At 66.9% G+C, this 11,705-nt stretch carries 12 protein-coding genes; 7 read left to right on the top strand and 5 right to left on the bottom strand.

Annotated features, from left to right (window positions below):
* Positions 1-199 (top strand): hypothetical protein (locus HGB41_RS23290; protein WP_212761070.1); only part of this gene is annotated, 199 nt, incomplete at its 5' end.
* Here the strand turns inward: HGB41_RS23290 and HGB41_RS22655 are convergent.
* From HGB41_RS22655 to HGB41_RS22635, 5 genes are all read right to left on the bottom strand, one after another.
* Complete coding sequence (locus HGB41_RS22655) at positions 183-713, bottom strand: porin family protein (protein ID WP_171088575.1); 531 nt, start codon at positions 711-713, stop codon at positions 183-185. The genes HGB41_RS23290 and HGB41_RS22655 overlap by 17 nt on opposite strands.
* A 202-nt stretch (positions 714-915) precedes the next feature.
* Positions 916-3,501, bottom strand: coding sequence for a cyanophycin synthetase (gene cphA, locus HGB41_RS22650; RefSeq protein WP_171088574.1), 2,586 nt, complete (start codon positions 3,499-3,501; stop codon positions 916-918).
* Positions 3,498-4,385 carry a cyanophycinase gene (locus HGB41_RS22645; protein WP_229423185.1) on the bottom strand — a complete coding sequence of 296 codons (888 nt, stop codon included), beginning with the start codon at positions 4,383-4,385 and terminating at the stop codon, positions 3,498-3,500. The genes cphA and HGB41_RS22645 overlap by 4 nt, the downstream gene beginning before the upstream one ends.
* Positions 4,382-5,293: an isoaspartyl peptidase/L-asparaginase gene (locus tag HGB41_RS22640; RefSeq protein WP_171088573.1), complete on the bottom strand. Its 912-nt coding sequence runs from the start codon at positions 5,291-5,293 to the stop codon at positions 4,382-4,384. The genes HGB41_RS22645 and HGB41_RS22640 overlap by 4 nt, the downstream gene beginning before the upstream one ends.
* A gap of 149 nt (positions 5,294-5,442) precedes the next feature.
* The gene (locus HGB41_RS22635) at positions 5,443-5,874 is read right to left on the bottom strand and encodes a DUF2244 domain-containing protein (protein ID WP_171088572.1); all 432 of its coding nucleotides are present in this window, start codon (positions 5,872-5,874) and stop codon (positions 5,443-5,445) included.
* A gap of 173 nt (positions 5,875-6,047) precedes the next feature.
* Here HGB41_RS22635 and HGB41_RS22630 point away from each other — a divergent pair, with 173 nt between their 5' ends.
* The 6 genes from HGB41_RS22630 (at position 6,048) to HGB41_RS22605 (ending at position 11,579) form a co-directional block, all read left to right on the top strand.
* Positions 6,048-7,313 (top strand): Hsp70 family protein, encoded by a 1,266-nt coding sequence (locus HGB41_RS22630; protein ID WP_171088571.1) that lies wholly within the window; start codon positions 6,048-6,050, stop codon positions 7,311-7,313.
* Positions 7,314-7,355: 42 nt separating this feature from the next.
* Positions 7,356-8,018, top strand: a complete 663-nt coding sequence (locus tag HGB41_RS22625; protein ID WP_171088570.1) for a 3'-5' exonuclease — start codon at positions 7,356-7,358, stop codon at positions 8,016-8,018.
* Positions 8,019-8,067: 49 nt separating this feature from the next.
* Positions 8,068-8,409 carry a hypothetical protein gene (locus HGB41_RS22620; RefSeq protein WP_171088569.1) on the top strand — a complete coding sequence of 114 codons (342 nt, stop codon included), beginning with the start codon at positions 8,068-8,070 and terminating at the stop codon, positions 8,407-8,409.
* A 79-nt stretch (positions 8,410-8,488) separates the two neighbouring features.
* Positions 8,489-9,880 (top strand): porin family protein, encoded by a 1,392-nt coding sequence (locus tag HGB41_RS22615; RefSeq protein WP_171088568.1) that lies wholly within the window; start codon positions 8,489-8,491, stop codon positions 9,878-9,880.
* Between the two features lie 11 nt (positions 9,881-9,891).
* The gene (locus HGB41_RS22610) at positions 9,892-10,812 is read left to right on the top strand and encodes a metal ABC transporter substrate-binding protein (RefSeq protein WP_171088567.1); all 921 of its coding nucleotides are present in this window, start codon (positions 9,892-9,894) and stop codon (positions 10,810-10,812) included.
* Positions 10,813-10,814: 2 nt separating this feature from the next.
* Entirely contained in the window at positions 10,815-11,579 is a 765-nt protein-coding gene (locus tag HGB41_RS22605; protein ID WP_171088566.1) for a metal ABC transporter permease, read from the top strand.
* Positions 11,580-11,705: the final 126 nt, after the last annotated feature.

The raw sequence follows: 11,705 nt of genomic DNA, 5'->3' as shown, positions 1-11,705 counted from the left end.
CCCGGTTTCGCTCACGCTGGACCCCAAACTTTTCGGAGTCGACAGCATGAACTACATCGCAAAAGCAGACATTTCTACTTTGCCCAAACCGGACATTTCTACTTTGCCCTTACACACCCTACGATTCTCGGCTAATCAAGCGACACTCGCCTGCGCGGCGCTATTGCTTCCGTTTGCCAGTCCTAGAATGCGAAATTGATCCCCAGCGTCCAGGCATCCGCCTTGGCCCCAGTCTTCTTGTCCTTGCCATAGCGTTCGTACTCGGCGCTGATGGCCACGCCCGGCGCGATCGAATACTGCAGGCCAAAAGCGCCATAGATACCGGTGTCGCTGTCCTTGCCGACCACGCCCACATGACTCACCTTGCGCTGGCTGTGCGCCACGCCCAGCTTGCCGTAGGCCGAGAGCTTCTCGGTAAGCGGACGCATCAGCCGGGCAGCGACATACGACCCAAAACCGCCGAGGTCGATGGTGCGCGCTTCCGGTGCGGCAGTCGCCTTGCGCAGGTCGATATAGCCGCCTTCGACCGCCAGGCTGTCGCTGAAGGCGACACCGCCGAACACTTTCGGATTGACCTTGCTGGCTCCCCCGTTGTGGTCGGTTCCCGCCGCGGCAACGCCGGCGTACGCTTGCGGCGCGCCGGCCAGCGGCCCGGCAAGTGCCGAGCCTGCGACGCCAAGCGCCAGCACCAGGGCGGCCAACAATTGCGGCATTCCGTGTTTATCCATCTTCATGTGAAAGCTTTACAATTTTCAATTGCGAGTCGGCAAGTGAAGAAAGGATACACGGCTGCAACGCGGATGTTGTAACGAAATGCTAGAAGATGAGCTTCTAGACACATATGCATCTATCAGTTTAAGTAATACCTAAGGAAAAAGCCCCACGCGGGGGCTTTTCGGGAGGGGGTGCTCGCGGTCAGATCGCTTCGGCCTCGATCCTGCGTGCCAACTCGGGCCTGGTCGGGCGCAATGCCTCGGTCAGTTCCGTGATCGAGGAGCCGCAACCGAACACCAGCACGTCACCCGCTTGGCATAGCGACAGGCCGTGGCGGATCGCGGCGTGCACGTCCAGCTCCACGGTCAGCGCATCCGCGGCGATCGCCGGCTTCGCGCCGAGCACCAGCAGCGCGGCCGTCTCGCCTTCGGAGCGGCCGCGGTTCTCGGATTCGTAGATCACCAGGTCGTCGAAGCCGGCCGCGCAGGTGCGCCCGATGTCGACCAGGTCGGCGTCGCGGCGGTCGCCGGGCGCCGCCACCACGCCCACCAGCCGGCCCGCGCTCATGGCGCGCGCGCTGTCGGCCAGTGCCGCATAGGCGGCGCAGTTGTGGGCGTAATCCACGATCACGGTCACGCCTTCGACGTCGTACAGGTTCGAGCGCAGCGGGTTGCTCTTGCTGTCGGAGACGAAGCTGCGCAGGCCGTCCGCGATTTCGGCGTTGCCGAAGCCGTGCGCCGTCAAGGCAGCGGCAGCCGCCAGGGCGTTGGCGATGTTGTAGCGCGCGGCGCACCCCAGCGAGACCGGCATCTGGCGCGCGTCGAGCAGCGCTTCGTGGCGTGCGCCGTTGGCCAGCACCAGGGTGGAATCCTGCAGGTAGACGCCGCGGCCGCCGTTTTCCAGGTGGCGCAGCAGGGTCGGGTTGTCGGCGTCGAGCGAGAAGTACAGCACTTCGACGCCGTCGCGCAGGCCCTTGGCCATCGCCACGCAGTAGTCGTCTTCGGCATTGAGCACCACCGCACGCGAGGCGCGCTGCGCCACCACCGCCTTGACCCTGGCCAGGTCGTCGAGCGTCTCGACGCCGTCCAGGCCCAGGTGGTCGGCGGAGACGTTCAGCACCACCGACACGTCGCAGCGGTCGTAGGCCAGGCCGCGTTTCAGGATGCCGCCGCGGGCCGTTTCCAGGACCGCGAACTCGACACCCGGGTCCGACAGGATGCTGCGCGCCGAGCGGTAGCCGGTGCAGTCGCCCTTCATGGTGGGCTGGCCGTCGACGTACACGCCTTCGGTCGTGGTGACCCCCGTATGAAGGCCCGCCATGCGGGTGGTGTGCGCGATCAGCAGCGAAGTCGTGGTCTTGCCATTGGTGCCGGTGACGGCGACCGTCGGGATGCGGCCGTCGCAGTCGCCGAACAGTGCGTCGACGATCGCATCGCCCGCGTCGCGCGGGGTGCCGCGGCTCGGGTACTGGTGCATGCGGATGCCGGGCGCGGCGTTGACTTCGATGATGCCGCCTTTCTGCGCGCGCAGCGGCTGCGAGATGTCCTGGCAGACGATGTCGATCCCGGCCACGTCCAGGCCGATGGTGCGCGCCGCGCGGATGCAGATCTCGCGGGTTTCTTCAGGCAGCAGGTCGGTCACGTCTTCGGCGGTGCCGCCGGTGGACAGGTTGGCATTGCCGCGCAGGTCGGCGCTCACGCCAACGTCCAGCACGGTGTCGAAGCCGTAGCCCTGTTTGGCCAGGGTTTCCTCGGCCAGCGCGTCCATCGGGATCTTCGTCAAGATATTGGTATGGCCTTCGCCGCGTGCCGGGTTGCGGTTCTCGACTTCGACCAGCTCGCGGATGGTCGAATAGCCGTCGCCTGTGACGCCCGGCGGACGGCGCCACGAGGCGGCGGCGACCTTGCGGCCGGTGACCAGCACGCGGTAGTCGCGGCCCGCCAGGTGTTCTTCGACGATGATGCGGCGTCCATAGCGGCGCGCATGCTCGAACGCGCGCGCCACTTCTTCCGGCGTGGCGCAGTTGGTGGTCACTCCCTTGCCCTGGTTGCCGTCGAGCGGCTTGATGGTGACGGCGCAGCCGAGGCGGCGCGCGATACGCTGCGCTTCGACGATCGTGCTCACCGTCGCTCCGCCCGGCACCGGCACGCCGGCTGCTTCGAGCAGGGCCTTGGTCAGCTGCTTGTCGCTGGCGATGCCGACTGCAATCGAATTGGTGGCGCCGGTGATGGTGGCCTGCAGGCGCTTCTGGCGGCTGCCCCAGCCCAGCTGGAACAGGTTGGCTTCGTCGGTCAGGCGCAGCGCCGGGATGCCGCGGCGGATCGCGGCCTGCACCACGGCGCCGGTGCTGGTGCCGATGGCATAGTCCTGGGCGGTCGCGCGCAGGTGCTCGAGCGAAGGGCCGAGGTCGAATTCGCGCCCGGCGGCGACTGCGTCGATCAGGGCGAGCCCGGTGCGTAGAGCCTCTTCGGCGACTTGCTCGGTGGTGTAGCCGCACACCACGCGGCGCGCGCGCGCGGCGCCGGCAACGGCCAGGGTGGCGCCGAAACTGCCCGGCGCGCCGGCCAGGCGCTGGAGTTCCATCACGACCAGCTCGAGTGCTTCGACCAGCAGCGCATCGTCGGCCAGGCGCACGGCGGCATCCGGCGGTAGCGCCGGCAGCAGGGCGAACAGGCGGGCGGCAAAGCCGGGGGCTTTGGTGGCACCGTCGTCGATCACGGCCATCAGGCAAGGGCTGTCGGCGTACAGGTTGGGGCCGCGCAGCAGGCGTTTATTCTTGATTTTCATTGGAGAGGCGTCCGTTTGGTTACGATTTCTAAAATATCAATCAGGGGCAAAGGCAGGCGTTTTTCCGTCGCTATATCGCTGGTGGGCAGCTGGTACTTGCTGCCCGCAGGGAGCAGGTGCAGGCGTACGTCGATCAGCTCCGGCGTGTCGCGGTCCTTGATGTCGGCCACATTGGTGATCATGGTGCGGCCGTCCACCATCGTGACGGCGCCCTGGCCCAGTACTTCGATCCCGACCCCGCGCTCGATGACCAGCGCGGTGTCTTCATCGATGCCAATGCCCTGCAGGTAGGGGTTTTGCGCCACGACGGACAACAGGCGCGACAGGCGCTGGCGTTCGGAGAAATGCTGGTCGATCACCACACGGTGCAGGAAGCCCAGGCCCGCGCCCAGGCTGACCGAACCTTTTTCCGGGTGCAGCTCGACCCGGCCCTGGGCCAGCATATGCCCCGACATCGCCGAGGCCCCGGCACTGGTGCCGCCGATGGTGGCGCCGCGCGTCTTGAGCGCGATATGCATCTCGGCATCCAGTGCGGTGCCGCCGATCAGGGCCAGCAGGCGCTTCTGGTCGCCGCCGGTCATGAAAATCCCGTCGGCCTCGGCCACCTGGCGCACGAATTCGGCGCTGTTGGCATCCTGCCGGCTGGTTACCTCGAGGTGGCTGTGGCGGGTCACGCCAAGGGCGCCGAAGGCGTTGTCGTAGACCTGCCACATTTCGTCGGCGACCGTGCTGGCCGCGGTGATCACGACGATCCGGGCATCGGTGCCGCCGCACAATTCGACGAAGCGCGACAGGATGGCCATGTCGTGCTTGCGGTCTTCATGGCCGCCGATGATCACCAGGTGGCCGTTTTTTTGCTGCTGCTCGTTCATTGGCTCGCTCATCGTTGGGTCATCTTCGAATAAGGCATGCCCTGGTTGGAATGGGCATGGGCTTCGGTGCGGGTCAAGGCGATCAGGCCGACGCTGACTTCCTTGTCGAACAAAGCAATCCCGCGCGCCAGGGCTTGTTCGAGCGGGATGCCGTCTTCGATCCAGCCGTAGACAGTGCGCGCCAGCAGGTGGCGGATGATGTGTTCGCCGATGCCGGTGGCGGCGATGGCGCCATGCGGGCCGGCGTAGAAGCCGCTGCCGATGATCGGGCTGTCGCCTACGCGTCCCAGCAGGGACGGGGCCGAGCCGCCGGTGGAGCAGGCCACGGCGAAGTGGCCGTCCGCGCCGCGCACCACCGCGCCGACGGTGTCGCAGGCGGTCGATTTCGGCAGCTGCAGCGGGGTCTTGTAGTTCCAGAAGCGGTCGAACAGGCGGTTGTCGATGCCCGGCATCAGCGGCACCGAGCCGGCCAGCTCGGACATCAGCTTGCGGTGGTCGGCGCGCTGGCGCTCGGAAATCGGCGCGCTCTCGCGCATGCCTATGCTGCGCGCGAAGCGCTGGGCGCCTTCGCCGGCCAGCATTACGTGCGGGGTATCTGCAATGGCGCGCGCCAGCTTCACGGGATTCTTCACATCGCGCACGCAGGCGACGGCGCCGAGGCGCCCGCGCGTGTCCATGATCGAGGCATCCATCTCGATGGTGGCGCCGTCCAGGCACAGGGTCGCGCCGTTGCCCGCATTGAAGCGGCCGTCATCTTCCAGGGTGGTCACGGCTTCGATGGCGGCTTCCAGGGCGTCGCCCCTGGCTTCGAGCTGGGCCAGGGCGCGGCGCGCGGCCAGGACGCAGCCGTCTTCGTTGTCGAGGGATGCACCTGCGCCGCCATGCACCACGACGGCCCCGGCCTGTTGCTTGTTGCTCATCTAATTGCCAATCCTTGTCATTGTTCTTTACGCAAAAAATGTTGTCACGCAGTCAAGTCAGCATTATGGGCATTAGCATGCGCGCGCCCTATCGGTAGTGTTGCCGTGCTTATGTAAGAAGTTGCTTACAGGGAGCGAAGCGGACCGGACTAGGGGAGGGCGCCGCCGCGCAGGGCCAGCTGCAGGGCGCGTACCAGTTCCAGCCGCGCGGAAGGCGTCAGATAACGCCCAATCTCGACGCGCAGGCCGCGCGCCTCGATCACGACCAGGGTGCGCATGCGGGTGTCAACCAGGCTGACGCGGGCATGATGTGGGTCGAGGCGAACGACGCGACGGTGGCGGCCCTCGGCATGTTCGACCAGCAGCGCACCCCCTGCCAGCCGGACGCGCTCGTGGTCCAGCGCGTGGCGGCAGTAGTGGAGCAGGGCCGCGCCCACCGCCGCGCTCTCGATCAGGGCAAAGGCCAGCACCATCCAGGCCCCGCGCAGCGTAAAGATCAGTGCGATGCCCAGCGTGGCGCAGCACAGCAGGGCGTACACCAGCAGCGCCTGGCGGGGCGTCATCGAACAGTTGCGCTTCATGAGCCACTCCAGTGGCACGGCAGAAGCGCCGGGGTCGTGGTCCATGGTGGTCCCCGAGGGATGTCAATACGGATGTTTGTGAGTTTGCCACAGCCCCGAAAATTGGCTCGCCCGGACAGTCGATGCCGCTGGTTATCTGTTACCATACCGCCCCTTTAAAGACAAAGGTTCTTATGGCGCTCGCTTGCGGCCTTGACTTCGGCACCTCGAATTCCACAGTCGGCTGGCTGCCCGGCAGCAGCCTCCAGCCCGGGGCCCGATCCCTGCTGGTCCTGGAAGACGGCAAGGCCACGCTGCCCTCGGTCGTCTTCTTCAATGCCGATGACGAGCAGGTCAGCTATGGCCGCGCGGCGCTGGCCGACTACCTGGAAGGCTACGAAGGCCGCCTGATGCGCTCGCTCAAAAGCCTGCTGGGCACCAGCCTGATCGACGGCCAGACCGAAGTCGCCGGCCGCGCGCTGCCGTTCAAGGCGCTGCTGGGCCAGTTCATCGGCGAGGTGAAGCGCCGCGCGGAGCAGCAGGCGGGGCGCGAATTCACCAGCGCCGTGTTCGGCCGCCCGGTGTTCTTCATCGACGACGACCTCGAGGCCGACCGCCGCGCCCAGGACACGCTCGAGGAGGTCGCGAGATCAAGCGGCTTCCGCGAGATCTCGTTCCAGTACGAGCCGATCGCCGCGGCCTTCGACTACGAGTCGCAGATCGATCGCGAGGAACTGGTCCTGATCGCCGACATCGGCGGCGGCACCTCGGACTTTTCGCTGGTGCGCCTCGGCCCCCAGCGCGCCGGGCGCGTCGAGCGGCGCGACGACATCCTCGCCAATGGCGGCGTGCACATCGGCGGCACCGACTTCGACAAATACCTGAGCCTGGCGAGCGTGATGCCGCTGCTCGGCTATGGCAGCAGCATGCTGTCGGGTGCGGCCATCCCGTCCAGCTATTACTTCAACCTGGCCACCTGGCATACGATCAACCAGGCCTATACGCGCAAGAGCATCGCGCAGCTGGCCGACCTGGTGCGCGACGCCAAAGAGCCGGCGAAGTTGACTCGCCTGCAGAACCTCATCGACGAGCGTGCCGGCCACTGGCTGGCAATGCAGGTCGAAGCCGCCAAGATCGGCCTGTCCGCCAGCCCGTCCGTGACCCTGGAGCTGGAGCGCCTGACGCCGGCCGAATCGCTGCTGGTGGAGCGGGCTGGCTTCGAGGCCGCCATCGCGCAACTGGTGGACAGCGTCGGCGCCACCGTGCTGCGCTTGTTTTCCGAAGCGGGAGTGCAACCGGAAGACGTCGATACGGTATTCTTCACGGGTGGCTCGAGCGGCGTTTCGCTGCTGCGCGAGCGCATCGCGGCAACCGTGCCGGGCGCGCGCAAGGTCGAGGGCGATTTGTTCGGCAGCATCGGCGCCGGCCTGGCGCTCGACGCGCTGCGCAAATTCGGTTAAATAGTATTTATCTGTAGTACTCGCAAGCGACAAGGAATAAGCATGAGTGTGTTTGACCGCCCGATCGTGATGCTCGACTTCGAGACCACCGGCCTTTCGCCCGACATGGGTGACCGCATCACCGAAGTCGCCGCGCTGCGCATCGTCGGCGGCGAAATCCGCGAGCGCTATGTCTCGTTGGTGAACTGCGGCGTGCGCATCCCTTCGTTCATCACCCAGCTGACCGGCATCACCCAGTCGATGGTCGATTCGGCGCCGTCCGCCGGCCGCGTGGTGCCCGAGCTGCTGGACTTTATCGGCGGCGACATCCTGTCGGCCCACAATGCCAGCTTCGACGAAAAATTCCTGAAGGCCGAAGGCTGGCGTATCGGCCGGCCGACCGCGCATGCGGGCCTGGTGTGCTCGCTCAAACTGTCGCGCCGCCTGTTCCCGGGCCTGCCGAGCTACAAGCTGGGGAATCTCTCGAGCCAGCTCGGCATCGCCTTCCGCGGCACCGCCCACCGGGCCGAGGCCGATGCCGAAGTCGCTGCCGAAGTGCTGCTGCACGCGGCGCGCCACCTGGGCCGTACCCATGGCCTGGAACGGGTGGCGCCCGGCCTGCTGGTCTCGGTCAACAAGGTGGCCGCCGCCAAGGTGCCGGTCTTCCTCGATAAATACATCAAGCTCGAGCGGCAGCGGATGGAGGAGGCGCGCGCCGCCGCCTGAGGCGAAAAGTCTTACAAAGCTGACTTAATCGCATTAGAATGCGGGCATCATGATCCGCCGTTCCGTGTTCCGCGTGCTGTTGTCGCTTGTTCTGCTGCTGTCGCAGCAGATGGCGATGTCGCACGCGCTGAGCCACTGGACCAGCCAGATCGGCGGCCCCGTCGCCCAGCAAACGGCGGAAGACTCCGAGCTGTCCAGCGCCTTTGCGCATGACCGCAGCTGCGCCCAGTGCCTCGGCCTGGCGCAACTCGATGTTCCCCTCGTTAATTCCCCGCACCAGTTTGTCGCAACTGGCCTGGCCTCGAGCCACGCGCCGGATGCCGCCGCGCTTGCCTGGCGCGCCCAACAAGTCCGCGCCTACGATAGCCGCGCGCCCCCTGTTCTCGGATAGACCTGCCTTGCCCTGAGCCCGTCCCGGCAGCCTTGCCTCCGGACGCGTCTCGCCTATCCCGATCGAACAGGAATCCATCATGTTGAAGAAAACCGTATTGACCGCGGCGCTGGCCGCCGCATTTGCCGTCTCCATTTCCGCCCACGCTGCCGACGACAAGGACCTGGCCGCGATCCGCGCCGAGATCCAGGCCATGAAGGCGAGCTACGAAGCAAGGCTGGAAGCGCTCGAACAGCGCCTGCAGGACGCCCAAGCGGCTGTCGCCCAGGCGCAGAATGCGGCGGCTGCGGCGCCGCCACCGGCGGCCACCGCAGCCCCTGTCGTTGCCGCCGCTCCTACAGCCGCCGCCACTGGCGCCAACGCCTTCAACCCGGCGATCTCGATGGTCCTCGGCGGCACGTTGTCGAACCTCTCGAAAGACCCGGGCGAATTCCGCTTCCAGGGCTTCGTGCCGCCGGACGGCGAAATCGGCCCCGGTGCGCGCAGTTTCAACCTGGGCGAGTCAGAGCTGACCATCTCCAGCAACATCGACCCGAACTTCGCCGGCCAGGCGACCTTCGCCATTACCGGCGAGAACGAAATCGAGGTCGAAGAAGCCTATGTCCGCACCCGGGCGCTCGGCAATGGCCTGAACGTCAAGGCCGGCCGCTTCATGTCCGGCATCGGCTACCTGAACAGCCAGCACGCCCACACCTGGGACTTCGTGGACGCTCCCTTCGCCTACCAGGCCTTCTTCGGCGGCCAGTACAAGCCGGACGGCATCCAGGCGCGCTGGCTGGCCCCGCTGGACACCTTCCTGGAGTTCGGTCTTGAAGCAGCGAGCGGCCGCAATTTCCCCGGCAACGACCGCAACAAGAACGGCGTCGGGGCGTCGACCGTGTTCGCGCACATGGGTGGCGACATCGGCAACTCGTCGAGCTGGCGTGCCGGCCTGTCTTACCTGCGCACCCGCGCGGCGGAGCGCGAGTTCGATGAAGCCGGCATGCCGGCGGCCTTCAGCGGCCGCTCGCAAGTGCTGGTGGCGGATGCAGTCTGGAAGTGGGCGCCGAACGGCAACCCGACCCAACAGAACCTGAAACTGCAGGGCGAATGGCTGCAGCGCCGCGAGTCCGGCAGCTTGTCTGCGATGGACGAATCCGGCGGCTACCGCAGCCGCCAGTCCGGCTGGTACCTGCAAGGCGTCTACCAGTTCGCACCGAACTGGCGCACGGGCTTGCGCCACGACCGTTTGTCGGCCGGTAGCACCCGCATCGGGCTGGTGGACGAGGGCGTGCTGGGTGTCGAGGCGTTCCCGTCGCTGGCGGCCTACAACCCGCGCCGTTCCAGCGTGATGGTCGACTACAGCCCGACCGAGTTCTCGCGCCTGCGCCTGCAGTTCGCACGCGACCAGTCGCGTCCTGAAGCCACGGACAACCAGCTGTCCCTGCAGTACATCATGAGCCTCGGCGCCCACGCCGCGCACAACTTCTAAAGGAGCGCAGCATGAACCGACTTCACACCGCACTGGTCTCCGGCGCCATCGCCGGCCTGCTGGCCTGCAGCGGCGCGAACGCCGCCGTCAACATCCTGGCCTGCGAACCGGAATGGCAGGCCCTGGCCCAGGAACTCGGCGGCGACAAAGTCAGCGCCACCAGCGCGACTTCCGCGCTGCAGGACCCGCACCGCGTCGAAGCCCGGCCCGGCCTGATCGCGCGCACCCGCAAGGCCGACCTGCTGGTCTGCACCGGGCTCGACCTGGAGGCGGGCTGGCTGCCGCTGCTGGTCCAGCAGTCGGGCAACGACAAGATCGAACGTGGCCGGCCCGGTTATTTCGAGGCCGGCAGCGTCGTGCCGCGCCTGGACGTGCCGACCCGCCTGGACCGCGCCGAGGGCGACGTCCACGCCTACGGCAACCCGCACGTGCACCTCAACCCCCACAATATCGCGCTGGTGAGCGTGGCGCTGGCCAAGCGCCTGGGCGAAATCGATCCGGCCAACGCCGCCTTCTACGGGGCGCGCCAGGCTGACTTCGCGGCGCGCTGGAAAACCGCGATCCGCAAATGGGAGCAGCAGGCGGCGCCGCTCAGGGGCACGCCAGTGGTCGAACACCACAAGAACATGTCCTACCTGCTGAACTGGCTGGGCATGACATCCGTGGGCACCCTGGAAGCCAAGCCCGGCGTCGAGCCGAGTGCGGCCCACCTCGGCGGCCTGCTGGCGCAGCTGCAGGGTCGTCCGGCCAAGCTGGTGCTGCGCGCGGCCTACCAGGACCCGCGCGCCTCGCTCTGGCTCTCGCAGCGAGCAAAGATCCCGGCGGTCGTGGTGCCCTATACCGTCGGCGCCGACGAGGCATCAAGCAACCTGTTCGCGCTGTTCGATACCACCGTCAAGCGCCTCACCTCAGCTGCCGGGGCGGCCAAGTGAGCATGGCGGATTTCGACTTCATGATCGTGCTGCCGGCCTTCCTGGCCGGCCTGCTGGTGCTCGCCACCCACATCCCGCTCGGCGCCGAGGTGCTGCGCCGCGGCATCGTCTTCATCGACCTCGCCATTGCCCAGATCGCGGCCCTGGGCGTGATCGTTGCCGGCACGGCCGGGCTCGATCCGGCCGGCTGGACGGTGCAGCTGGCGGCCGGCGTCGCCGCCGTTCTCGGCGCCTTGCTGCTGACCTGGACCGAGAGGCGCTGGCCCGACGTGCAGGAAGCGCAGATCGGCGTGCTGTTCGTGCTGGCGGCCAGCGCCGGCCTGCTGCTGGTGGCGCACAATCCCCACGGCGGCGAGCATTTGCAGGACTTGCTGGCCGGACAGATCCTCTGGGTCAGCTATGCCCAGCTCGCCATGCCGGCGCTGGGTGCGCTGGTGATCCTGGCCCTGCTGGCAAGCTTCAAGGAAAGGCTCGGCCGGCTCGGCTTCTACCTGCTGTTTGCGCTGGCCGTGACCGCCTCGGTGCAGCTGGTCGGCGTCTACCTGGTGTTTGCCAGCCTGATCGTGCCGAGCCTGGCTGTGCGCCATTATCCGGACTCCCGCAAGCTCCCGTTTGCCTACCTGGTGGGGATCGGCGGCTACGGTATCGGGCTGGTGCTGTCGGTGGTGCTCGACCTGCCGTCCGGGGCGCTGATCGTCTGGTGCCTGGCCGCGCTCGCCATCCTTGCGTATTCGCTCGGTCCACGTCCCCAAACCATGCCTGTGTAAAGTCGATCCGTCGGCACGATTGTTCCTACGCAAACCCTGCGCGCGCAAGCCTCTTAAAATTTTAGCAACGACGGGAGCTTCTTTTCTTGCCATTTTTCCCGCGTTGCCGGAGCGCCGGCTCGCCGG

This window comes from Telluria aromaticivorans (assembly GCF_013003915.1).
GTDB classification, from domain to species: domain Bacteria; phylum Pseudomonadota; class Gammaproteobacteria; order Burkholderiales; family Burkholderiaceae_D; genus Telluria; species Telluria aromaticivorans.
The sequence above is the reverse complement of the archived record's forward strand: the minus strand, read 5'-3'. Positions and strand labels throughout refer to the sequence as shown.